The organism is Arthrobacter sp. 35W (genome assembly GCF_000482545.1).
GTDB lineage: Bacteria > Actinomycetota > Actinomycetes > Actinomycetales > Micrococcaceae > Specibacter.
The window spans coordinates 899,235-921,715 of the sequence record NZ_KI519455.1; the positions used below are offsets into that span (position 1 = coordinate 899,235).

At 67.2% G+C, this 22,481-nt stretch carries 18 protein-coding genes; 12 read left to right on the forward strand and 6 right to left on the reverse strand.

What is annotated here, in order from left to right; translation table 11 throughout:
* Positions 1 to 184 precede the first annotated feature (184 nt).
* The 3 genes from K254_RS0116260 to K254_RS0116270 are packed head-to-tail and all read left to right on the forward strand — an operon-like array spanning position 185 to position 3,126.
* Positions 185 to 1,393, forward strand: a complete 1,209-nt coding sequence (locus K254_RS0116260; RefSeq protein WP_026556264.1) for an aspartate transaminase — start codon at positions 185 to 187, stop codon at positions 1,391 to 1,393.
* A 45-nt stretch (positions 1,394 to 1,438) separates the two neighbouring features.
* Entirely contained in the window at positions 1,439 to 2,113 is a 675-nt protein-coding gene (locus K254_RS0116265; RefSeq protein WP_026556265.1) for a 4-carboxy-4-hydroxy-2-oxoadipate aldolase/oxaloacetate decarboxylase, read from the forward strand.
* A 32-nt stretch (positions 2,114 to 2,145) separates the two neighbouring features.
* A complete protein-coding gene (locus tag K254_RS0116270; RefSeq protein WP_026556266.1) occupies positions 2,146 to 3,126 on the forward strand; it encodes a 2-hydroxyacid dehydrogenase in 981 nt (326 codons plus the stop codon).
* Positions 3,127 to 3,154: 28 nt separating this feature from the next.
* On the opposite strand, the gene nac is transcribed toward K254_RS0116270, so the two are convergent.
* Together nac and K254_RS25800 are read right to left on the reverse strand one after the other, a co-directional pair.
* On the reverse strand, positions 3,155 to 4,060 hold the full coding sequence (gene nac / locus K254_RS0116275) for a nitrogen assimilation transcriptional regulator NAC (RefSeq protein WP_026556267.1): 906 nt from the start codon (positions 4,058 to 4,060) through the stop codon (positions 3,155 to 3,157).
* 52 nt (positions 4,061 to 4,112) lie between these two features.
* The gene (locus tag K254_RS25800) at positions 4,113 to 4,370 is read right to left on the reverse strand and encodes a hypothetical protein (RefSeq protein ID WP_155848604.1); all 258 of its coding nucleotides are present in this window, start codon (positions 4,368 to 4,370) and stop codon (positions 4,113 to 4,115) included.
* On the opposite strand from K254_RS25800, the gene K254_RS0116280 reads away from it, so the two are divergent.
* From K254_RS0116280 to K254_RS0116300, 5 genes are all read left to right on the forward strand, one after another.
* On the forward strand, positions 4,369 to 5,154 hold the full coding sequence (locus tag K254_RS0116280) for a LamB/YcsF family protein (protein WP_026556268.1): 786 nt from the start codon (positions 4,369 to 4,371) through the stop codon (positions 5,152 to 5,154). The genes K254_RS25800 and K254_RS0116280 overlap by 2 nt on opposite strands.
* 4 nt (positions 5,155 to 5,158) lie before the next feature.
* The gene (locus K254_RS0116285) at positions 5,159 to 5,881 is read left to right on the forward strand and encodes a 5-oxoprolinase subunit B family protein (RefSeq protein ID WP_026556269.1); all 723 of its coding nucleotides are present in this window, start codon (positions 5,159 to 5,161) and stop codon (positions 5,879 to 5,881) included.
* A complete protein-coding gene (locus K254_RS0116290; protein WP_026556270.1) occupies positions 5,878 to 6,891 on the forward strand; it encodes a biotin-dependent carboxyltransferase family protein in 1,014 nt (337 codons plus the stop codon). The genes K254_RS0116285 and K254_RS0116290 overlap by 4 nt, the downstream gene beginning before the upstream one ends.
* 56 nt (positions 6,892 to 6,947) lie before the next feature.
* Positions 6,948 to 8,288 carry an MFS transporter gene (locus K254_RS0116295; protein ID WP_026556271.1) on the forward strand — a complete coding sequence of 447 codons (1,341 nt, stop codon included), beginning with the start codon at positions 6,948 to 6,950 and terminating at the stop codon, positions 8,286 to 8,288.
* 64 nt (positions 8,289 to 8,352) lie between these two features.
* Positions 8,353 to 9,108, forward strand: coding sequence for an SDR family oxidoreductase (locus K254_RS0116300; protein ID WP_026556272.1), 756 nt, complete (start codon positions 8,353 to 8,355; stop codon positions 9,106 to 9,108).
* Between the two features lie 130 nt (positions 9,109 to 9,238).
* Here K254_RS0116300 and K254_RS26350 read toward each other — a convergent pair whose 3' ends face one another.
* Positions 9,239 to 10,456 (reverse strand): Fic family protein, encoded by a 1,218-nt coding sequence (locus K254_RS26350; protein WP_051389303.1) that lies wholly within the window; start codon positions 10,454 to 10,456, stop codon positions 9,239 to 9,241.
* A gap of 100 nt (positions 10,457 to 10,556) precedes the next feature.
* Complete coding sequence (locus K254_RS0116310) at positions 10,557 to 11,798, reverse strand: PucR family transcriptional regulator (protein WP_026556274.1); 1,242 nt, start codon at positions 11,796 to 11,798, stop codon at positions 10,557 to 10,559.
* A 224-nt stretch (positions 11,799 to 12,022) separates the two neighbouring features.
* Here K254_RS0116310 and ald point away from each other — a divergent pair, with 224 nt between their 5' ends.
* Entirely contained in the window at positions 12,023 to 13,135 is a 1,113-nt protein-coding gene (gene ald, locus K254_RS0116315) for an alanine dehydrogenase (protein ID WP_026556275.1), read from the forward strand.
* A gap of 93 nt (positions 13,136 to 13,228) precedes the next feature.
* On the opposite strand, the gene K254_RS23680 is transcribed toward ald, so the two are convergent.
* Complete coding sequence (locus K254_RS23680; protein WP_081710196.1) at positions 13,229 to 13,864, reverse strand: TetR/AcrR family transcriptional regulator; 636 nt, start codon at positions 13,862 to 13,864, stop codon at positions 13,229 to 13,231.
* A 116-nt stretch (positions 13,865 to 13,980) separates the two neighbouring features.
* Here K254_RS23680 and K254_RS0116325 point away from each other — a divergent pair, with 116 nt between their 5' ends.
* Positions 13,981 to 14,535 carry an NAD(P)H-dependent oxidoreductase gene (locus K254_RS0116325; protein ID WP_035750265.1) on the forward strand — a complete coding sequence of 185 codons (555 nt, stop codon included), beginning with the start codon at positions 13,981 to 13,983 and terminating at the stop codon, positions 14,533 to 14,535.
* 120 nt (positions 14,536 to 14,655) lie between these two features.
* Here the strand turns inward: K254_RS0116325 and K254_RS24935 are convergent, their stop codons facing one another.
* Complete coding sequence (locus tag K254_RS24935) at positions 14,656 to 20,142, reverse strand: family 20 glycosylhydrolase (RefSeq protein ID WP_051389304.1); 5,487 nt, start codon at positions 20,140 to 20,142, stop codon at positions 14,656 to 14,658.
* A 309-nt stretch (positions 20,143 to 20,451) separates the two neighbouring features.
* Between K254_RS24935 and K254_RS25460 the strand changes: the two genes are divergently transcribed.
* Both K254_RS25460 and K254_RS0116350 read left to right on the forward strand, forming a co-directional pair.
* On the forward strand, positions 20,452 to 21,051 hold the full coding sequence (locus K254_RS25460; RefSeq protein WP_081710197.1) for a GerMN domain-containing protein: 600 nt from the start codon (positions 20,452 to 20,454) through the stop codon (positions 21,049 to 21,051).
* A 68-nt stretch (positions 21,052 to 21,119) separates the two neighbouring features.
* Positions 21,120 to 22,415 carry an aminotransferase-like domain-containing protein gene (locus tag K254_RS0116350; RefSeq protein WP_026556278.1) on the forward strand — a complete coding sequence of 432 codons (1,296 nt, stop codon included), beginning with the start codon at positions 21,120 to 21,122 and terminating at the stop codon, positions 22,413 to 22,415.
* Positions 22,416 to 22,481: the final 66 nt, after the last annotated feature.

The window sequence follows — 22,481 nt, forward strand, 5'->3', positions numbered from 1 at the left end:
GCGCTGCGAGCACGCTAAGGCACCCCATGCAGACCCTCCGGCCGCCCGCCGCACGGCCCCAGGGTCATAAGAAACGCTTATCCGTCCACGCAGATTAGGTCTTATCCATTCGTTCACCGAGTCCCTACGCTCGAATGAATGAACCGTTCTTTGGTTGCACCCACTCAAGAACTTGGAAGAGACCATGACTGACTTTGCGCCGGCGGAGCGAGTACTCCGCATCAAATCCTCCCCCAGCGTGGCCGCGGCCGCCCGGGTCCGCGAGCTCAAGGCGGAGGGGCGCCGGATCCTGGACCTGACCGTGGGCGAGCCGGATTTCGACACCCCCGCCCACATCAAGGACGCCGCCAGTGCGGCCATCATGGCCGGGGAGACCAAGTACACCTCCGTCAGCGGCACGCCGGCGCTGCAGCAGGCCATTCTGGGGCGGCTGGAACGGCACACCGGCATCCGGTACTCAGCGGATGAAATCACCATCGGCGGCGGCGCGAAGCAGGTCATCTTTCTTGCGCTGATGGCCACTCTCGACGCCGGGGACGAGGTCATCATTCCCGCCCCCTACTGGGTCTCCTATCCCGACATGGTGCTGGCCAACGAGGGAACGCCAGTGATCGTGCCCTGCCCGGAGGACGCCGGTTTCAAGCTGACGCCGCAGGCCCTGCGCGATGCCATCACGGAACGCACCACCTGGCTGATCCTCAACTCCCCCTCCAACCCGACCGGTGCCGTCTACAGCCCCGCCGAGCTGCGCGCCCTGGCGGAGGTGCTGGCTCAGTTCCCGCAGGTGTACGTGCTGACGGATGAGATCTATGACGAGGTCTACTTCGGCGAGGGCCGGATCTCCAGCCTCGTCGAGGTGGCGCCGGAACTGCGCGAACGCATCTTCCTGGTCAACGGCGTCTCCAAGGCCTACGCCATGACCGGCTGGCGGCTGGGGTACGGCGCGGGCCCCGCGGCCCTCGTTGGAGCGGTGAACAAGCTGCAGTCCCAGATGTCCTCCTGCCCCTCCTCGATCAGCCAGGCCGCGGCGGCCGCGGCGCTCTCCTCGGACCAGCAATTCGTCCGGGACAGCGTTGAGGTGTACCGCCGCCGCCGGGACGCCGCTGTGGCCGGGCTGAACACCATCGACGGACTCTCCTGCACCCCGGCGGAGGGGGCGTTCTACGCCTACGTCAACTGCTCCGGCGCCATTGGCAAGACGACGCCGGACGGCGTGCAGATCGGCACCGACGAGGACTTCACCCTCTACCTGCTGGATGCGGCCCTGGTCGCCACGATCCACGGCTCCGCCTACGGCCTCGGCCCGTACTTCCGCATCTCCTTTGCCACCAGCCTCGACGTTCTCGATGAAGCCATTGCTGCCATCGACAAGGCCGTCCGGGCCCTCAGCTAGCCCCCTCCAACCAGCCTAGCCTCCCCCAACCAGCAAGGACCCCTCATGATCCACGTCAAGACCACCATCGAGCGCCCCACGGCCGACGTCGTCGGCCGCCTCGCCGCCTTCTCCTCGGCCACCATCCACGAGGCCCAGGGCCGCAAGGGTGCGCTGAACTCCAAGATCAAGCCGATCGACCGCACCATGTCCTTCTGCGGACCGGCCGTCACCGTCCGCTGCGCTCCGCAGGACAATCTGATGCTCCAGGTCGCCATCCACTATGCCCAGGCGGGCGACGTCGTGCTGGTCGCCGCTGGCGAGTACGAGGAAGCCGGCACCTTTGGCGACGTCCTAGGCAATGCGATGAAATCCAAGGGCATCGCCGCGATGGTCACCGACTCCGGCGTGCGCGACACCGCGGACCTGATCGAACTGGGCCTGCCGGTCTTCTCCGCCAATGTCTGCATCAAGGGCACCGTGAAGGAGACGCTTGGCCCGATCAACCACCCCGTGGTCTTCGGCGACGAGATCATCTACCCCGGCGACATCCTGCGCGGCGACGCCGACGGCGTGGTGGTCATCCGGCGCGAAGAGGCCGAGGAGGTCATTGCCCTGTCCCAGGCCCGCGACGACGCCGAGCGGGAGCTGATCAAGCTGTACCACGACGGCGGCACCACCATCGAGCTGTGCAAGCTCACCGACGTCTTGAAGGCCAAGGGCCTGTTGGTGGAAGACTAGGCGGGACAACTCCGCACCCGGAAGGCACTTTCATGGCGTCCCCCTCGTTCCTTGTCACCACAGCCCTGCCGGCCCCCGGTATGGACATCCTCGCGGCCGCGGGGTCCGTCACCCTCGTGGGCGGACCACTGCCTGCGGATGAACTGGCGGCGGCCTGTGCCTCCGGGCTGTACGACGTCCTGGTGTCCCAGCTTGGGGACGGACTGGATGCCGGTCTGCTGGAACGCGCGCAGTTGAAGGGTGTCTCCAACTACGCCGTCGGCTACAACAACATCGACGTCGACGCCGCCACCCGCGCCGGGATCATGGTGGCCAACACCCCCGATGTGCTCACCGATGCCACGGCCGACATCGCCCTGCTGCTGATGCTGGGCACGGCACGCCGGGTGGTTGAGGCCGAGCACTACATGCGCTCCGGCCAGTACACAGGGTGGCATCCCGAGCTGCTGCTGGGCGCGGATGTTTCCGGCCGGACGTTGGGACTTGCGGGCTTCGGCCGGATTGCGCGCGCCACGGCCCGCCGGGCGCTGGGGTTTGGCATGGAGGTGCTCTTTTCACCACGGCCGCCCGGGGACCGTGTGGTCTCCGCGGAGGAGCTGGGCGAATTCGCCGGCAAGGTCCGCCAGGTCGAGTGGACCGAGCTGCTCGCCGGCAGCGATTTCCTCTCGCTCCATGTACCGCTGGCCGCTTCCACACACCATCTGATCGATGCGGCGGCCCTGCGGGCCATGAAGCCGAGCGCCATCCTGGTCAACACCGCCCGCGGCCCGATCGTGGACGAGGACGCGCTGGTCCACGCCCTGCAGACCGGCGAGATCGCCGGAGCGGGGCTGGACGTCTACGAGAACGAGCCGGCCATGGCCGCCGGGCTGGCCGGGCTGCCCAACGCGATGCTGCTCCCCCACGTGGGCAGCGCGACGGTGTCGGTGCGTTCGAAAATGGCCAGGCTATGCGCCGAAAATGCCGTGGCGATGGCCCTCGGGCGCCGGCCGGCCCATCTGGTCAATCCCTAAAGGCGTTTATCCACGGCCGTTAGTATTGCTATTCGCTGAGCATTTCCGCGAGCACTTCCTTTAATACCATCAATACGGCCGACGCCGCCTCGGAAAGCGGTTCGTGGTCCGGTGTGCACAGCGCAATTTTGGATTGCAGGGCCGGCCCCGTGATCCTCAGAACCTGGAAGTCTTCCTCATGGAACAGGGCGTCGGCTGCCGACTTGGGCAGGATGGTTGCGCCAAGATTGGCCCGCAGCAGGCGCGCCAACGATGGAACGGATTCCACCTCGCCCATGAGCTGAAGCTCCAGCCCGTTCTCGCCAAAGCCCTTCTCCACGATCTGGCGCAGCGTGTGGATCTTCTCCGGGAGGAACAGGCGGTGGCTGGCAGCCTCCCGCAGGCTGATTTCGCCGTCGTCCGTGGCCACAGCGGCGTCGCGGTTGGCGACGAAGTACAGGTCCTCGACGATCACCGTGGTGAATTGAACGCCGTGGATCTCTCCCGGCTCATAGATCAGGGCCATGTCCAGGCGGCCGTTCTTGATGGCCTCGCTGAGCACCCCGCCAAAGATCTCCGTCAGGTGGACCACGATGTCCGGGTACCTGGCGCTGACCTCGCTGATGATGCGCGGAGCAAGGCTGGAGGCCATGCTGTAGGGCGCAATGGCAATGGATACGCGGCCCGCGGGCGCTGCACCGGAGGTTTCGACATCCTGGCGGGCCTGCTCCACCTGGCGAAGGATCATCTGGGCGTGGCGGTACAGGGTGTGGCCGGCGGCCGTGGGTTCGACGCCCTTCTTGCTGCGGATCAGCAGTCGCTGTTTCAGCTCCGCCTCCAGCCCGGAGACCTGCTGGCTCAGGGCCGGCTGGGCAACGTGGAGGGCCGCGGCGGCCTTGGTGATGCTTCCGGAGTCAACGATCTTGACGAAGTAGGCCAGCTTCCTGGTATCCATGTCCACCACCCTTTCCCGGCACTGCCCTGGGGCAGGCGGCCGTAGCTCGATTCTATGCCGTGCGCCCCAGCGGAGCCGTCCGCCCCGGGTCATAAGGAATGCCTATCGCATGACACAAATCGCGTCTTTGTGTGATGTGGACCGCAATGCCAGAATTTATCAATCGGAGAAAACGGAAATGGCCGGCAATGTCGACAATTTCCACCGGCGGGAAATCCCCCACCGGCATTTCCCGCACCAATGAAGAATGTGCCCAAGGCATGATATTTGCCCGGCAATCGACCACCTCCGGATTAGGGGAAGCAGACATGAATCCAATGGTTGACCTCGTTGCGGATCTGGGCGAAGGATTCGGCACCTACTCCCTGGGCGATGACCATGCCCTCCTAGGCATTGTGTCGAGTGCAAACATTGCCTGCGGATTCCACGCCGGCGATCCGGACATCATGGACGCCACCGTGGCCGAATGCGTCAGCCGCGGTGTCGGCATCGGCGCGCACCCCAGCTTCCCGGACCTGCGCGGCTTTGGCCGCCGCACCATGGACCTCACCGCTGCCGAAGTCCGCACGGACATCCTCTACCAGCTGGGAGCCCTGGCCGCCTTTGCCGCTTTCCACGGCACCCGTGTGGCCCACCTGGCCCCGCACGGCCGGCTCGGCAACCTGGTCGGCACCCGCGCCGACTACGCCGCCGCCGTCGCCGATGCCGTCCTTGGCGTGGACCCCGGAATCATCATCGTGGCCCAGGACGGGGAATTGGCCCAGGCCGCCCGGCTCAGAGGCCTGCAGGTGGGCATCGTCGGCATCGCCGACAGGGCCTACCAGAGCGATGGCACCCTTGTCCCCCGCGGCCAGAGCGGCGCCGTCCTCCACGACCCCGCCGCCATCGCGGCACGGACGGTGCGGATGGTTGTCGAGGGCCTCATCGACACCATCGACGGAACCGACATTTCCATCACCGCCGACACCATCCTCCTCCACGGCGACAACCCCGGGGCCGTTGATCTGGCCCGCCGGATCCGGACGGACCTGGAAGCCGCCGGTGTCACGATTGCCCCACTGGCCCGGGTTTTGGCCGCCAAGGCACAGGTCTAGCGCGATGTCACCGATGACGGCCGCAACAGTTGAGTTGCACGAGTCTGGAGACGCCGCACTGCGTGTCGTCGCCGTCTCGGACGACAGCGAGCGCAACTGGTCCACGGTCCACCGGCTGGCCCAGTGGCTGGAGTTCGCCGGGGCCGAGGGCGTCCACGGGGCCGTCCCCACCTATGATTCGGTGCTGGTGGAATTCGATCCCTGCGCCACCTCGGCCCGGCAGGTGGGCGCCTATGTGCGCATGGGCCTTCGCCAGCTGGATTCCGATGGCATTCCGGCCCGCATTCCCAGGGAATTTGACGTCCCCGTCGTCTACGGCGGGCCGTACGGACCCGACCTGGAGTCCGTCGCGGCACAGCAGCAGCTGAGCCCCGAGGGGATCATCGCCCTGCACAGCGCCAAGACCTACGTCATCCGCTGCCTCGGCGCTCCTGCCGGGTCGCCGATGATGGACGGGCCGGATTTTCCGTTCCCCGTGCCACGGCTGAAGGACCCCCGGCTGAGCGTGCCCGCGGGCGCCGTCGCCGTGGCGGGCCGGCAGGCAGTGATTGCCCCGGCCACCGCCCCCGGCGGCTGGTGCGTCATCGGACAGACCCCGCTGGGCCTGTTGAACATCGCCACCGAGCCGCTGGTTCCCTACCTGCCGGGCGACGTCCTGCGCTTCCGCCCGATCCCCGCCGAGGAGTTTTCCGTCTACGCGGGCCAGGAACTGAGGGCAGTGCAGTGAACTCAACCCTGACCATCCTGCAGCCGGGAAACTCCGTGGTGACGGATCTGGGCCGCGTGCGCGGACCCCAGTATGGGCTCCCCGTGAACGGCGCACTGGACCAGTTCTCCGCCCGCGCCGCCAACATCCTGGCCGGCAATGACGACAATGCCGCCCTGATTGAAATCACCGCCCTCGACTTCCGCCTGCAGACCGACGCGGACCTGCTGGTGTCCGTGACGGGCGCCGCCGTGACGCTGACAGTGGGCGGGCGGGAATGCCAGCAATGGGAACCGGTGTCCGTCCGGGCCGGGGAAATCCTCGCCATCCGGGGCATGACCGGGGGCCTGCGCACCTACCTGGCCATCCGGGGCTCGGTCTCGGCACCCCTGCTGCTGGGCAGCTGCGCGCCGGACACGGTGGTCGGCTTCGGGCTCAGACTCCTCGAAGGCACACGCCTCACCGCCCTGACCAGCACCGGGCCCATCCGCCAGCCCTACTTCGACCTGCCACTGTTCCGACTCGGCCTGGAGCGTCCCCAGTTCGGCACGGAGCTGGTGGTCGAGGTCACCGACGGACCTGACATCGAGGAGTTCGGCGGCTCGGCGGAGCTGCTCTTCAACTCCAGCTACACGATCAGCGCCAGAAGCAACCACATCGGACTGAGGCTCGGCGGCGAACTGCCGGAGCGGATGTCCAGCACTGAACTGCTCTCCCGCGGCGTTCCCGTCGGCGCCATCGAGGTGCCATCACGGGATGAGCTGCTGGTGCTGCACCGGGGGCGCGGCGTCACGGCCGGATACCCCGTGCTCGCCGTCGTCACCAGCCAATCGCTCGACCTGCTGGCACAGGCGCGGCCCGGCCACACCGTCACCTTTCGAAAAACGTCAGTCGCCGCGGCAACCGCCGCCCACCGGGCCTCAATGCACCGGCTCGAATCCCTGCGAAGGGCCGTTGCCACGGTCTTTGGTCTGCTGGGAATCGGGGAACCGGCGCATTGGACCGATCTCGCCCCCGCCATAGGAAGCTAACAGCCCCTCGTCACCACCTGCACTCCTTTGCTACTCTGCCCCTAGTTAGGAAAATCATGTCTACATCAACGCGCTCGGACACTGAGCAGCACTCGCGGCTCGACGGCCGACAGACCCGCAAGGTCGTAGCCGCTGGATGCGTCGGCATTTTCGTGGAACTCTACGACAACGGCATCTTCGCCTTTATGGCCGGCACTCTGGCGCTGGTTTTCCTTGCGCCCGGCAACCCCGACAACGCCCTGCTGTTTGTCTTCGCCGGCTACGCCGTCTCCTTCTTCGTCCGGCCCCTAGGCGCGGTGGTCTGCGGCTATCTGGGCGACAGGATCGGCCGGCAGAAACTGCTGGTCTTTGTGATCATGCTGATCAGCATCGCGACCGCCGGCATCGGTCTGCTGCCCACCTATGCGGCCATCGGCGTTGCGGCTCCGATCCTCATGGTGCTGATGCGCCTGCTGCAGGGCTTTTCCGTGGGCGGCGAGTCCGCTGGTGCGATGACCTTCCTGGCCGAGCACGCCCCCGAGGGCAAGCGCGGCATCATCACCTCCTATGCCCAGATTGCCTCCTTCGCCGCACTGCTGACGGGCACCATGGTTGCCTATGCCATGTCCCCCTGGCTGAACCAGGCAGCGATCGACGGCGGCGGCTTCGGCTCGTTCGCCTGGCGCATCCCGTTCCTGGTCGCCATTCCCATGGGCGTCATCGGCTGGTACATCCGCAAGGCCATCAGCGACACCCCCAACTTTGAGCGGCTCAAGGAGTCCGGCGGACTGTCCAAGAACCCGCTGAAGGAAGCCTTCTCCTCCCGCGAACACCGCCGCGCCATGCTGCTGGCCCTGTTCATCCCACTGATGAACGGCTCCGGCTACTACGTGCTGTTCTCCTACATGCCGACGTTCCTCAAGGGCAAGCAGTTGAACTTCAGCATTGGCGACGCCCTGATCGTCACCGCCTGCTCCCTCGTCGCCATCTGCATCGCGATCCCCTTCATGGGCGCCCTTTCGGACAGGATCGGCCGCAAGAAGGTCATCGCCGGATCCGCCATCGCCATGGCCATCGTCGGCATCCCGGCCTACGCCCTCATCACCACGGGCAACATGGCACTGGCCATCCTGGGTGCCTGCATCATGGCAGTCGTCTTCGCCGGCCACACCGCCGTCATCCACATCCTGATCGTGGAGCTGTTCCCCACCCGTGTGCGGTACTCCGCCTACGGCCTGGGCTACAACATCTCCTCGGCCCTCTTCGGCGGCACCGCGCCGCTGCTGATGACCTGGCTCATTTCCTCCACCGGCAACATCTACATGCCGGCGTTCTACGCCGTCGTCACGGCCCTGGGCACACTGATCGCAGTAAGCACCGTCAAGGACCGCGCCCACGTGCCGCTCCGCGACGCCTAGGCCGCACCTCCCTCCTTCGGCCCCACCGGCCGCCCCCTTTCCACCCTCGTTCTTGGAGACCCACATGCCTTTTTCCGACTACACCACAGCCCTCGTCACCGGCGCCTCGACCGGAATGGGCGCGGCGATTGCCGAGCACCTCACCAAGCGCGGCCTGACCGTCCACGCACTCGCCCGCAATGAGGAGCGCCTGGCCGATCTGGCCGACCGCACCGGAGCCATTGCCCACGTCGTCGACCTCACCGACACGGCCGCCCTGACGGCGTCCCTGGCCGGCCTCAAGGTCGATGTCCTGGTCAATTGCGCCGGCGTCTCGCGCCCCGGCAACATCCTCGATTCCTCCGAGGAGGACATCGACGAGCTTGTGGACGTGAACCTGCGTGGACTGCTGCACCTGACCCGACTGGTCCTCCCCGGCATGGTGGAGCGGGACAGTGGCCACGTGGTGAACATCAGCTCGATCGCCGGCATCTACAACTTCTACGGCCACACGGTCTACCACGCGACCAAGGCCGCTGTGCACCAGATCTCCCGGCAGCTGCGCAACGACACGGTGGGCAAGCGCATCCGCGTCACCGAGATCTGCCCGGGGCGTGTGGAGACGGAGATCTTCGGCCGGAACATGGGCGGCACCCCGGAGGCCCTCGATGAGGCGTGGAAGACCTACTACGAGGGCTACGAGTCGCTGACCACCGACGACATCGTCAACGCCCTGGACTTTGCCATCGCGGCCCCGGCCCACGTGAACATGGGGATGATGGAAATCATGCCCACCTTCCAGGTCCCCGGCGGGCTGGTCTTCGACAGGCGCGAGGGCTGAGACTCCCGCCCCGCCAGAATGCTTCCGGCCCCCCGTTGCCGGCAGGTGCCTTCGGCCGCGGCCTCGTGTCGTGGCCGAAGGCATTTAAGCCCACCGGATCGTCGCTGCCGTCGGCGTTGGTGCCCAGATCCTAGCTGCGGACGCGGCGGCCGGCCCGCGCGGCGAAGTCATCCAGCGCGGCGATGATCTGCGGGGCGACCCAGACGCTGACGCCGCGGATCTTCCCGGCCGGGACCAGGATCCCGTCAGCCTCCAGCCGTTCGATGGCACGGTAGGCGGTCGCAGGGGCCATCCCCACCTGCTCTTGCACCATCTCCGCTGTGACGGCCGGCTCACGCGGCAGCATCTCGGCGACCGATCTGGCAGACCGCGGGGCTGCGCTGAGGACCGCCATGTAGCCCTCCTCGGCCGCCTCGATGTCCTTTGCCAGCAGGCGCCCGTTGTCGACGGCGCTGGCACCTGACTCTGCGAACCGTTCAACGATGGGCTGGACATTGCCGCTGCGGTAGGACCCCAGCGCGTCGAAGTACAGTCCTGTGTTGGTCAGCAGCCCAGAGGAGACCGGGATGGTGACCTTCTCGGTGACGCCTTTGGCGCGCAGCAGGGCGCTGACGATGGCGCGGCCGGTGCGTCCATTGCCATCGGTGAACGGGTGGATGGTTTCGAATTGGGCATGGGCGATCGCGGCCTGGGTCAATGCCGGTATGTCGTCGCGGCGCATGAACGCGACCAGATCATCCATGGCCGCACTGACCCGCGATGGGTGTGGCGGGACGAATTCCGCCGTATGGGGAGCGTTGCCGCGGATCCAGACCTGGGCATCCCGGTATTCACCCGCGATCACCTGGTCGGAGGCGTTCAGCAGCGCGTGGTGCATGACGGCGATGTTCTCCACCGACAGGTCTTCGGACAGATCGATGGCCGCCTGCAGGGCACGGACGTTGGAAGCGATCAGAGCGGCATTGGAGCTGGAGGTGTCCCCCAACTGCGCCAGGGCGATCTTCCGTGCGCCGGCAGTCAGGTCTTCGATCTGGGAACTGGAGGCTGATTCGCTGCGCAGCAGCAGGGCTGCGAAGGGAGCGGAATCCTTGCCCAGCTCCGCATCGAAGCGGACCATGTCCATGGTGGCGGCTTCGACCAGCGCCTGCGTGCGGGAGTCGACCTGCGGATCCAGGTCCGCAATCTCAGGAGCAACCGCCGACTGGTAGGGACCTCGGGCCAGCAGCCGCTGGCGGCGGGAGGCGCCGTGCTCTGGTTCGGCATCCCAAGGGTGCTCCTCGTACGTGATCCCTGGCCACGCGTGGAGGCGACCTGTGGACATGCCGCGCGGCTCTCGTGTCTGGCGCATGGTTCTCCTCCGAGAAAGCTAGGTCACTATTTTCTCATAAACTATCAAAGAAGATAATATTAGCTACTTAAATTCTCTCCATTCAACCTTTCTGATACGGCTAAAGCCGCGGCCGGGTTGCCCAGCGAGCGGCCTTGAGCGCCAGATGCAACTCCAGACGCACGCGGCCGGAGAGTGGATCCGCGCCGGTAAGCGAGCGGATCCTGCCCAGCCTGTTGTAGACGGTGGAGCGGTGCAGGTGGAGCTTCTCCGCCACATCCGCCACGGCGCCGTCGTTGTCGTAAAGCAGTTCCAGCACCGGCAGCAGCAGGCCGGATTTGCCGTGCACCCTGTCGTGCTCGCGGAGAAGACGGAAGTAGACGCTGGCGGGCGGTTCCGTGCCCTGCCCGGAGAGCAGTTGGTAGACGCCGGTGGTGCGCACATCCACCAACTGGCCCAGTCCGGGGTCCACGGCGGAGGCCTGCGCGGCCACCCGGGACTGCCGGTAGGCCTCGGACAGATGCCGGAAGGCGCTGAACGGTTCGCTGATGCCCATGATGACCGACGACGGCGGCAGTCCGGTCCGCTTGGCCAGTTCGTCGTGGAAGCGCTCCAGCACCGCTTCGTGGCTTGAGCGGCCCGTGGAGGAGCGGAACAGCAGCACGGCATGGGTGCTGGCCCCGGCACTGAAGAGGGCGTCATCCACACCGATCGTGGCCTGCAGCCCGGCACTGCGCTGGACCAGCGTGGCCGCCAGCGGATCCCTGTGCGCATCCAGGGGCGCGGCCGCGGCGGCTGCGGCGCCCGGCGCGGCAAGCACCGTCACCACCTGCCACGGCCCGCGCTGGAACACCTCCGGCCACTCGGACACCGCACCCATGGCAGCCTTGTCCGCGGCGCAGGCGGCGAGGAAGAGCTGCTCGCGGGCCCGGCGGTGCTCGGACTCGGCGGTGTTGGAGTCCAGCAGCAGGGCAGCCAGCAGATCCAGCTCATCCCGCACGCCGGGCAGCTGGGCGAGGATCGCCGTCGCACTCGCCTCGTCCTCGTCCTGCTGGACCCACAGGTAGCCCACCCGGAAACCGCGCACCAGCAGCGGCACGCAGACGCGGCCCAGCATGCCCAGCTCCTCATTGGCCGGAATCACCACCGGGCGCACCGCCGCCGCGATCCCGTGCGAGAGCTGCCAGGCGCTCACATCCGCCGGGACACGCTTGCTGAGCAGGAAGTTCACCCGCACGCGGTCGGCGTGGGATTGGTTGGAGCTGTAGGCCAGCAGCACGCCGTCGAGGTCCTCCAAGGACAACCCGCGGCCCAGCCGGAGCGCCACCCGCTCCACAATCTCCTCAACCTCTTCGTTGCGCATGGTTCCAGCCTACGGTCCCGGCGCGGACAGCAGGCGACACTTGACCCGCCGTCATGCGACATTTGTCGAACCGCTCCGCCAAGAATCCCCTAGATTGCGCGGCTTCCGCCGAGCCGCCCCAGCACTTTCCTGTCTGGTGGGTCACAGCCGCCCCTAATCTGGAAAAACCAAAAACGGATAAAGCCGGGAGGCCTCGAGCCCCCGCCACCAGCAGGAAGAATGCCATGATCATCGGTGTCCCCAAGGAAATCAAGAACAACGAATTCCGCGTCGCAATGACAGCTTCCGGCGTCCATGAATTCACCACCCACGGCCACACCGTGCTGGTTGAGCGCGGCGCAGGCCTGGGCTCCTCCATCTCCGACGACGAGTACGCCGCCGCCGGTGCCGAGCTGGTCGACACGGCCGCCGAGGCCTGGAACCGCGCCAATATGGTCGTCAAGGTCAAGGAACCCATCGCCAGCGAATACCAGTACTTCCGCAAGGATCTGGTGCTGTTCACCTACCTGCACCTGGCCGCCGAGCCCGAGCTCACCGCTGCGCTCATCGACTCCGGCATCACGGCCATTGCCTACGAGACCGTCCAGGAGGGGCGCGCGCTGCCGCTGCTGGCCCCGATGTCGGAAGTAGCCGGACGCCTGTCCGTCCAGGTGGGTGCCCAGTGCCTCACCAAGCCGGCCGGTGGCCCGGGAATCCTGTTGGGCGGCGTCCCGGGCGTCCGTCCGGCCAAGGTTGTGGTGCTGGGCGCGGGCGTGGCCGGCACCAATGCCGCAGCGATGGCTCTGGGCGCCGGCGCCGATGTGACCATCATGGACATCAACATCAACCGCCTCCGCGAGCTGGATGCGGTCTACGCGGGCCGGTTGAAGACCGTCGCCTCCAACAAGTTCGAGATCGAGCGCTCCGTCGTTGAGGCCGATCTGGTGATCGGCTCCGTGCTGATCCCCGGCGCCAAGGCCCCCAAGCTGGTCACCAACGCCCTGGTGGCGAAGATGAAGCCCGGCTCGGTGCTGGTGGACATCGCCGTGGACCAGGGCGGCTGCTTCGAGGACACGCACCCCACCACCCACGAGAACCCCACCTTCAAGGTGCACAACTCGCTGTTCTACTGCGTGGCCAACATGCCCGGTGCGGTGCCCAACACCTCGACCTACGCACTGACCAACGTCACCCTGCGCTACGCCGTCGCCCTCGCCAACAAGGGCGTCAAGGCAGCCCTGGCAGCGGATCCGGCACTGGCCGCGGGCCTGAACGTGGCCGCCGGCCAGGTCACCCACCACTCCGTCTCCACCGCGCACAACCTGCCGCTGGCCGAAGACTGGGCCGCCCTGGTCTAACCCACCACACACGCCCCACCCCTCCCGCGAACAAGCAGTTGGGGACAATGTTGAAGCCCGACACTGTCCCCATGTGATTGTTCGCGGAGGGGTTTAAGGGGTGGTTGCGGTGGTTGACGGCATTGGCGGGAGGATGGCGTCCACAAGGAAGTTCCAGTGGGCGGTGATCCGCTCCGGGTCCAGACGCTGGTCGTTGAGGTGGTGGGCAAGGGCCGACGGCGTGAGGGTGCCCAGCAGCGTGTAGGCCAGCAGTTCAATGTCTCCGGTTGCGCCGCCGGCGCGCAGCAGCATGGCCACATGCTGGCGCAGCAGGTGGAAGGCCGGAACGGCGTAGGGGCTGTGGTCGCCGGCGGTGGCGGCCAGTTGGAGGTCCCCCACCATGCGGAAACGGTTGACGGCGGCGCGGCCAAAGGCCTTCAACCGCTCGGCCGGCTCCGCACCCGGCCCCAGCGGCGGCGGTCCGGAGAGGAAGCCGCGCTGGAATTCCGTCTCGGAATGCGTCAGCAGCTCCAGCATCAATCCAGAACGGCTGCCAAAGTGCCTAAAGACCGTCCCCTTGCCCACGCCGGCCGCCTGGGCGAGGCCGTCCATGGTCAGCGCGTCCGCCCCCTCGCGGGAGATGATGTCGACGGCGGCATTGAGCAGCAGCTCGCGATTGCGCAGGGCGTCGCCGCGGAGTCCCGTCGGCGCGGACGGACCCTGCAATGGAATGAGACGCAGATCACTCAAAAGATTTTCCTCCTCCCGGAATAGAAAGCGGACCGCGGTCCGTTTAGACCTATGAGCTGTTCGATGAGCCTATCAACGTCCAGCGGATCCATTTCGGCTACTCATAAGGAATACCTGTGACCACCACGAATGTTTTGACCCTCGTCGGCAGCCTCCGCAGCGGCTCCACCAACGCCCAGCTCGCCCAGACCGCAGCCAGCCTGGCTCCGGCCGGCGTTGAGGTCACCATCTACGAAGGCCTCGCCGACGTTCCCTTCTACAACGAGGACATCGACGTCGAAGGCTCCGTTCCGGCCGCCGCTGCCAAGCTGCGCGAGGCCGCCAACGCCGCCGACTCCTTCCTGCTGGTCTCCCCGGAGCACAACGGCACCATGCCCTCCGTGCTGAAGAACGCCATCGACTGGCTGTCCCGCCCCTACGGTGCAGGCGCCGTTGCCGGCAAGCCCGCCGCCGTGATCGGCACCGCCTTTGGCCAGTTCGGTGGCGTGTGGGCGCACGACGACGCCCGCAAGTCCCTGACCATCGCCGGCGCCAAGGTGGTTGAGGACGCCAAGCTGTCCGTGGCCAACTCCGTGGTCCGCTTCGCCGAGGTCCACCCCTCCGACGACGCCGAGGTTGCCGGCCAGGTTGCCGAGGTCATGACGACCCTGGCTGCCGCCAGCGCCAACTAGCACCCAGCGACACCAACGAATGCGGGGCCCGCCATCCGGCGGGCTCCGCATTTGTCATGTCCGGCGTCTTTTCCCGTGGCCTGCGGCCGTGCCGCAGGCTCCGGGAGAAGGCCGTCGGGTCTAGCTGTGCCGGCTGCTGCGGCGGGAGCGGACCAGCGCCAGGCATGCACCGACCATCAGCACCAGGACGCCCAGCCCTGTCAGCAGGGCCGCCGGTGCGCCGGTGGACGCCAGCCCATCGCCGGGGCCGCCGTCGGCCGAGCCACCCTGGCCGGAGCCAAGACCGTTGCCGTTGCCGTTGCCGTTGCCGCCGTTGGAACCGCCCTGAACCGGGAGGGTTCCCGGATCGTTGCCAGGGTTGGAACCCGGATCGGTGGGCGGCGTCGTCGTTCCCGGGTCCGTGGGCGGGGTCGTACCCGGGTCGGTGGGCGTCGGCGTCACACCCGGATCCGTCGGCTCAACCTCCGGTTCCGCAACCGTCACCGCGGTGACGGCCACTCCCCCGGCACCCACGGCGCGGATGTGGTGGCTGCCGGCAGGCGCCGCGGCCGGGATGGCCACGGTGGTGCTGAAGGCGCCATTTGCGTCAGTACGCACGGTTCCCAGCGCAATGGGGTCCGAGTGCAGGGTCAGCGCCACGTCCTCATTGGGCTTCAGGCCCGAGCCGGACACCGTCCACTTCCCCACACCCGCGGTTGCGGCCAGGGAACCCAGCCGGGAGTCCGCGGCCGGGGACAGCAGCGCCTGGGCACCGCTTGAATCCACACCGGAGACGGTGGCCGAGTTGCCACCGGCGACGGCGGGGGCGGAGAAGCTGAACGGTCCGGAGGCCGTGAGCGGGTGCGCCGTTCCATTGACCGTGGCCACCAGCTGGGCGCCGGAGCCTGCCACGGTGCCCGTCACGGTGAAGACCGGGTTGCCGCCGCCGTCGAACGTGATGCTGGAGGCCAGATCGGACAACGTCACGGACGCTGCGGCCGGCAGCGCCGGAGCACCCACGGCCTTCCACGGCACACCCGCCGCACGGTAGTAGCCAATGCCCTCGGCGTCCCAGCCCTGGGCGTGGTTCACCAGCCGGGCCTGGAAGTCGTCAAACTGGGCCGGATCGTTGGCCCTGTCGGCCTTGGCACTCCAGGCGATCTCCGCCACGGCGGGCAGACGCGGGAACAGCATGTGGTCCATGTACTTGGAGACCGGGTCGAACGGCTTGTCGGCAGCCCACGGCGTCAACGTGCCGTTCTGGTTGGTGGCGTCGGCCCACAGGGCCGCCTCCACACCGAGGATCTGCTCCTCGGCCACGGCCATCTTGCCGCCGCCGCTGACGGCCGGAACTGCCGTCGTCGGCTCCCACTGGTAGGCGCGGGCCAGGTCGATGTAGCGTCCATTGATCCAGGTCAGGCCGTAGGCGGTCGTGGCGTCGTACTTCATGTCGAGGTACGTGCGGTCGGCCGGGGACATGATCAGCTGGTTTCCATTGGCCAGCGCCGATGCAACATTGCCCACCAGCGTCGGATCGCCGGATGCCTGGGCGTAGTTCTGCAGCACGCCGCCGGCCGGCAGGCCCACGCCGTCCGTCCAGGAGTTCCAGGCCATGACCTTCTTGCCCGTGGCCGTGACGGCGTCGTTGACGAACTGGGTGTAGTCCGTGAACTGCGGCGCCGTGATGCCGGCAGACTCGTCACCGCCCACGTGGATGTAGTTGCTCGTGGTGGTCTGGCCCGCCACATCGGCGAACACAGTGGTCAGGAAGGCCTTGACGTTGTTGCGGTGGGTGGGGTCGGACAGGCAGAAGTTCGGTCCCCGGCCAAAGGCCGTCCACGGCACCAAGGCCTGGTCGTTGCAGTTCAGATTGGGCACGGCGGCCATCGCGGCACCGGCATGGCCGGGTCCGTCGATCTCCGGAATGACCTCGATGAAGCGTGCGGCGGCGTAGTCCACCAGCTCCTTGTACTGGGCCTTGGTGTAGAACCACGGTCCGGCCGCGCCGTTGTCCACGGTGCCGGCGGGAATGCCGCTCTGCACCGAGGCACCCACCTGGGTCAGCGCCGGGTACGCGTCAATCGCCAGACGCCAGCCCTGGTCCTCGGTGAGGTGGAAGTGGAAGGCGTTGAGCTTGTACTCGGCCATGTAGTCCAGGAACTGCTTGACGTCGGCCATCGGATAGTAGCGGCGGCCCACATCGAGCATGGCACCGCGGTAGCTGAAGCGCGGCTTGTCGGCAATCTCCACCGGAGCCACGGTCCAGGCGCCGGCCTGAACGGTGCGAGCGTTGATCTGGGCCGGCAGCAGCTGGCGCAGGGTCTGGATGCCATTGAAGACACCCTCGGCTGTGTGGCCGGTGATGACGACGCCGCTGCCCTTGACGCTGAGCGTGTAGCCCTGCTCGCCGAGGTCCGCCGGGCCGGCTGCGGAGAGCGTGATGGCCGGGTAGGTGGCCGGGGCGCTGCGGACAGGGGTCAGCGTGAAACCGGTGGCGGGCTTGAACAGATCGGCCAGGTAGCGGCCCTGGGCGGCGGCTGCCTCGTCGGTGACCAGTGGAGTGTTTGCACTCAGGCCAAAGCTAGGACCCGTACCAGCCGTGACGGAGTTCGGCTTCGGCAGCAGTGCCGGCAGCCCTGTGGGGGCCACATAGTTGGGGTCGACGGCCTTCAGGGACAGTTCAGCCACGGTGGTGGTCTCCGTCTTGGCAGCGCCAATGTCGCTGTAGGACACCAGCTTGACGTAGCGGCCCGTGGCGGGGGCGGCAAAGTGCACGCTCTGTGCAGCGTTGCCGGTGGTGAAGCGACCGCCGGCGACGGGCGTACCAAAGGAGGACGCATCGTCGGATACGTAGATGCGGTAGTCGCCGATGTTGCCGTTGGAATTGTTCTGCCGCGCCACATAGGTGAGCCCGCAGAGGGTTTTGCTGGTGCCGAGGTCCGCGGTGATCCAGTTCGGGAACTCGCCGGTTCCCACACCCCAGCCGGATGACCAGAAGGTGGCGTTGTTGCCATCGACGGCAAAGCTGGCCGGAGTGTTCTCCTTGCCGTTGGTGGCCGTGGATTCCTCGGTGTTGGCGACGGCGGACACCGGGCGGACCGGCGTCGGGGCGCAGCCGCCGGGGGCGGCGGCCAGGCCTGCCGGAGCGGCCGGAAGCGTGAACGGCTCCGGCAGCACCACCGTGTCGCCATTCGCGGTGGCCGTGAAGGGCGCACCGGCGGCCGTGGCCGTCACCGTGACGGTGGGGGTGTAGCCGCGGGCATCGACGTCGGCCTGGGTGAAGGTGTGCTTCACGGCCCGGCACAGCAGATTGGCGCCCGGAGCCAGCGTTCCCGTGACGCAGCTGCCCAGCTCGATGCTGGACGTGGCGGCCAGGCCGGTGAGCGGCACGTTGCCGGTGTTGGTCAGGCGCACCATGTAGGAGCCCTTGTCATTGATGCCCAGCCCCGGCGGGGAGGTGTAGTTGTAGACGTCCAGGATCGGTTCGATCTTCAACGACGGCGCGGGCGTCAGGACTGCCGGGCCGGTGGCCGGGGCGGTGATGCTGACGTTCTTGATGGTGCCGTTGAACTTCCACTGCTCCGTGGGGCCGGCGTCGGCGCTGGTCTTGAAACGCACGCCACCCATGGTCAGCGTGTCCAGATTGGGCAGCGAGGCGAAGAAGTACTCGCCGTTCTTGGTGTAGATCTGGGTTCCGTCCACGGAGAAGGTGGTCTTCCCGCCCGCGGCGGTCAGCACCATGGTGTGGTCGCTCCCGTCGGCGACATTCAGGGTCGACGCCGGGCTCTGGTTGGCCAGGTAGCCGGTGGCACGCGAGGGCCGGATCTCAAAGTACGGCCTGCCACCGTTGTTGATGGTCATCAGCAGATCGTGGTCATCCACGCTGCCCTGGGCGGCGCCGAAGAGCACCTGCGGCTTGGCATTGGCCACGGCCGTGGTGTTGAAGGTGATGGAGACGCTGCCGCTGGCCAGGGACTTCACGGCCGGCAGCTGCGCGGTGATGTCCGCCAGCGTGGTGCCGGTGAAGGTCTGGGTGGTGCCGTTCGAGTACACGGACACCGGAGCACCCGTGCCGACAGCCGTCGTGGCGTTCTGCACCGTGGCCGAACTCTTGCCGGCGGCCGTATATGTCGCCTTCAGGGGAACGGTCTGGGCTGCCTGGTCCTTCGTCACGGCCACGGGGACTGGCACGACGGCGCTGGCGCCGGGGGCGATGACAGGGGTCGCGGCGGTGCCGGCGATGTAGGAACCGCCATCAATGGCCAGCTGGCCGGCGGGCAGCGCCGTGGTGTTCTGGTTGGTGATGGTCACCGGAACGTTGGTGGTGGCGCCGGTGTTCAGGGTGGTGGAACCCGGAATGGACAGCGGTGCGCACTGGCCGTCCAGCTCGCTGAGCGGGAAGGAGGCGAAGGTGATGTTGGCGTAGCCCTTGCGCTCATAGAGCACTGCCACGGTGTCCGCATTGAGCATGTCCGCCGTGGAATAGGCCGACGCACCCGTTTCAAGCACCTTGGCGATGGGCCAGGTCTGGCCGTCGTCGCAGGAGAGGCGGATGGTGGTGTTCATGCGGATCTGGGAATCGTTGTTGTTGGTGGAGATCATCCACTTCGACTTCGGGTCCGACGCCGGCAGCTTGGGGTAGACGCGGGTGATGGAACCGTTGTCGGCAGGGTCCACGAGGGCCGGGTCCGAGGTGATGGGGCCGTAGCTCTGGCCGCCATCGGTGGAGATGGCGCGCTTGCGCAGTCCACCGGCGCGCAGGTTCAGCAGCAGGTTTCCATCGGAGGTGGCGGCAGTCTTGTTCTCATCGGCAAAGCCAAGGGCCGTGGCATCGCCGTAGTGCCAGGTGGCGCCATTGTCGTCGGTCCAGGCGCTGGCGAGGCCGTTCTGGCCACCCACGCGGAGCACGTACTGGGCCACCATGCGGCCCTTGTAGGGGCCGGTGGAGATGAAGGTTGTCATGCCGGAGGAGACGAAGGTTCCGGCCCAGGCCGGGTTCTTGGTGCCCTCGGTGATGTTGACGTCGGTCCAGGTCTCACCGTTGTCATCGGAGTAGCTCATCAGGTTCTGCACGACGGCGGGGTCGGTGGCGCTGGTCCCCACGGCTCCGGCAAAGAAGCCGGTGGTCACGGAGCCGGAGTAGAAGCGGAACACACGGTTGGTCTCTGGGTTGTAGCCCATCGCCGGGTCGCCGTAGGCGCGGGGGTAGGCGCCCGCCCGGGCCACCACCTGGTCGCGCCAGGTGGCGCCGCCGTCCTTGGAGATGCGCACAATGTTGTCGATGTTCGAGGGCAGGTCCGCCACCGTCTTGCGGCCATCGTAGGTGGTGATGATGGTGCCATCGTTCGTGACGATCATGCCGGGAATGCGGTACTGGCGGTACTGGCGGTACTCGCCGTCCTGGCTGGTGGCAATGTCCACCTTGCGCATGGTGTTGATCTCCCCGGGCCCGGGAGGCGTGGGGTCCGCCACGGCGGGCGCGGCCGGGGCGGCAACGGCCGGCGCGGCAGCAGCGGGCGCTGCTGCAGGCTGGAAGGCGCTGGAGACGGCGGCCTGTGCGGGTATTGCGGAGGTGGCAAGGGCGAGCAGTGCTGCAGCCGTTGCGGTCGTAAGGAACCAACGATTCATGTATCCCCCCAGGGATGGGCGTGGAACTGGTCAGTGGACGGTGGAGCGAAAGTGGGTGGGACGTCGGATATCCCACCCACGACGATATCCAGAGTGTTTCCCATCACAAAGGGATTTGTGAATCTTTCTGCGTATTACTCAGCCATATCGATCACCTTCCTGCGACGGGACGTGCCATCAAACCGTGTCGCGGTTGCAGTTCGGCGGCATTTTCCACCCACCCCTCCCCCGTGTCGGCACACCGGCCTAGGCTCGATGCACCGCAGATACCGCTGCATTCGACGGCGGCCGCGGCTTTGGAGGGATCCCATGGGAAAGACCAGCACCTTGGTCCTGGCGGCCGCCGCAGCAGCGATTGTGGCCCTGGCGGGATGCACCGGCACGCCACCCGGCCCCACGCCAAGTTCCAGCACCTCGGCCGCCACTACTACCTCGTCGAGCCCCGGCACCGAGCCCGGCACTCCCAGCGCCACCACACCGCCGTCGTCGCCACCGGCCTCCACCACGGCGCCGCTGACCATCTACTACATCGCCATGGCGGACAACGGCGCCTCCGGGCCGATGGTGGGCTGCGGAGACAGCGCCGTCGCCACCACCTCGGCCCCGCAGACATTCACCGACCCGGTGGCCGCCGCCATGACGGCGCTGCTGGCCAACCACGCCGCGCAATTGGGGCAGTCGGGGCTGGACAACACGCTGTGGCAGTCGAATCTGGCGGTGGATTCCGTGACCCGCTCCGGCGGCATTGTGCTGGTGGCGCTCAGCGGGGGCTTTGTGCAGGGCGGCGAATGCGACACGCCCCGGATCATCGCGCAATTGACCCTCACGGCCCAGGCCGCCGCGGGCTCCGAAACCGTGGACATCACCGTCAATGGAGTGCCGCTCCAGGAGGCCCTGAGCCTGAAGTAGCCCGTCTGCGCGGACGGTTCCAAAAACTTTTGATGCCTATTTAGCAACAGGAGCGCTATCCTGAACCGGTGACTACCAGTGCATCCCGCGCCAATGACGCCGCCGAACAGCTTTCCGAAGAGACCGTTGACGCGCTGGCCCGCGCCACGGCCCGCACCCACCCGCATGAGGCTTTGTTCTCCCAACGTGCGGCCAACATCAAGCAATCCGCCGTCCGGGATGTCTTTGAGATCTCCATGCAGCCCGGACTGGTCTCGCTGGCCGGCGGCAACCCCTACCTGCAGTCCCTGCCGCTGGAACGCCTGGGGCAGACCGCCGCGGCCATCATTGCCGAGCATGGCCTCGAGGCGCTGCAGTACGGCGGCGGCCAGGGCACACTGGAACTCCGCCGGCAGATCTGCGAGGTGATGGCCGCCGAGGGCATCACCGACGCGGACCCCGAGAACGTCGTCGTCACGGCCGGCTCCCAGTCAGCCCAGGATGTTGCGGCCAAGGTCTTTTGCAACCCCGGCGATGTGGTCCTGATCGAAGACCCCACCTATGTGGGCGCGCTGAACACCTTCGAGGCATACCAGGTGGATGTGCAGCCCGTGGCCGTCGACGGCGACGGCCTGGTCCCGGCCGTGCTGCGCCAGCGGATCGCGGAGCTGACGGCGGCCGGCAAGACCATCAAACTGCTCTACACGATCCCCAACTTCAACAACCCCTCCGGCGTCACTCTGGCGCCGTCGCGCCGCCAGGAGATCGTGGACATATGCCGTGAGGCGAATATCTTGGTCTTGGAGGACAATCCCTACGGTCTGCTGAAGTTCGACGGCGAAATGGCCGCCCCGCTGCGCGCCGGCAATGCCGCGGACGTGCTGTACCTGGGCTCCTTCTCGAAGATCTTCGCCCCGGGCCTGCGGATCGGCTGGGCCCTTGTCCCGGCGCACCTGAAGCAGCGCTTCTACCTGGCCAGCGAGGCCGTGACCCTTTGCCCGCCGTCGTTCAACCAGATGCTGGTCAGCGCCTACCTGCGCGACTACGACTGGCAGGGCCAGATCCAGACCTACCGCGAGCTCTACCAGAGCCGCTGCACGGCCATGCTGGATGCGCTGGCGGAGTTCATGCCCGACGGCGTCAGCTGGACCACCCCCACCGGCGGCTTCTTCGTCTGGCTCACCCTGCCCGAGGGCGTGGACACCTACCCGCTGCTCTACCAGGGCATCGACGCCGGCGTGGTGTTCGTCCCGGGCGCAGCCTTCACCTCGGCCGACGGCCCCAGCAACAAGCTCCGCCTGGCCTTCAGCGCCGCCACCGCCGAGAACATCCGCGAAGGCGTCAAGCGCCTCGCCCCCGTCCTCAAAGCAGCAATCGAGGCTTAACCGCAAAAATCGCGCCTGTTCGTCATTTTCGCGCCCGGTGACCCGGCGCGAAAATGACGAACAGGC

What these genes read in the sequence shown, in the direction of transcription:
- K254_RS25460 (WP_081710197.1), top strand. Translation starts at nt 20,452, where the DNA reads ATGGGAAAGACCAGCACCTTGGTCCTGGCGGCCGCCGCAGCAGCGATT.
- ald (WP_026556275.1), top strand. Translation starts at nt 12,023, where the DNA reads ATGATCATCGGTGTCCCCAAGGAAATCAAGAACAACGAATTCCGCGTC.
- K254_RS0116300 (WP_026556272.1), top strand. Translation starts at nt 8,353, where the DNA reads ATGCCTTTTTCCGACTACACCACAGCCCTCGTCACCGGCGCCTCGACC.
- K254_RS0116265 (WP_026556265.1), top strand. Translation starts at nt 1,439, where the DNA reads ATGATCCACGTCAAGACCACCATCGAGCGCCCCACGGCCGACGTCGTC.
- K254_RS0116270 (WP_026556266.1), top strand. Translation starts at nt 2,146, where the DNA reads ATGGCGTCCCCCTCGTTCCTTGTCACCACAGCCCTGCCGGCCCCCGGT.
- K254_RS0116260 (WP_026556264.1), top strand. Translation starts at nt 185, where the DNA reads ATGACTGACTTTGCGCCGGCGGAGCGAGTACTCCGCATCAAATCCTCC.
- K254_RS0116310 (WP_026556274.1), bottom strand. Translation starts at nt 11,798, where the DNA reads ATGCGCAACGAAGAGGTTGAGGAGATTGTGGAGCGGGTGGCGCTCCGG.
- K254_RS24935 (WP_051389304.1), bottom strand. Translation starts at nt 20,142, where the DNA reads ATGAATCGTTGGTTCCTTACGACCGCAACGGCTGCAGCACTGCTCGCC.
- K254_RS0116285 (WP_026556269.1), top strand. Translation starts at nt 5,159, where the DNA reads ATGTCACCGATGACGGCCGCAACAGTTGAGTTGCACGAGTCTGGAGAC.
- K254_RS0116295 (WP_026556271.1), top strand. Translation starts at nt 6,948, where the DNA reads ATGTCTACATCAACGCGCTCGGACACTGAGCAGCACTCGCGGCTCGAC.
- K254_RS25800 (WP_155848604.1), bottom strand. Translation starts at nt 4,370, where the DNA reads ATGTCTGCTTCCCCTAATCCGGAGGTGGTCGATTGCCGGGCAAATATC.
- K254_RS26350 (WP_051389303.1), bottom strand. Translation starts at nt 10,456, where the DNA reads ATGCGCCAGACACGAGAGCCGCGCGGCATGTCCACAGGTCGCCTCCAC.
- K254_RS0116280 (WP_026556268.1), top strand. Translation starts at nt 4,369, where the DNA reads ATGAATCCAATGGTTGACCTCGTTGCGGATCTGGGCGAAGGATTCGGC.
- nac (WP_026556267.1), bottom strand. Translation starts at nt 4,060, where the DNA reads ATGGATACCAGGAAGCTGGCCTACTTCGTCAAGATCGTTGACTCCGGA.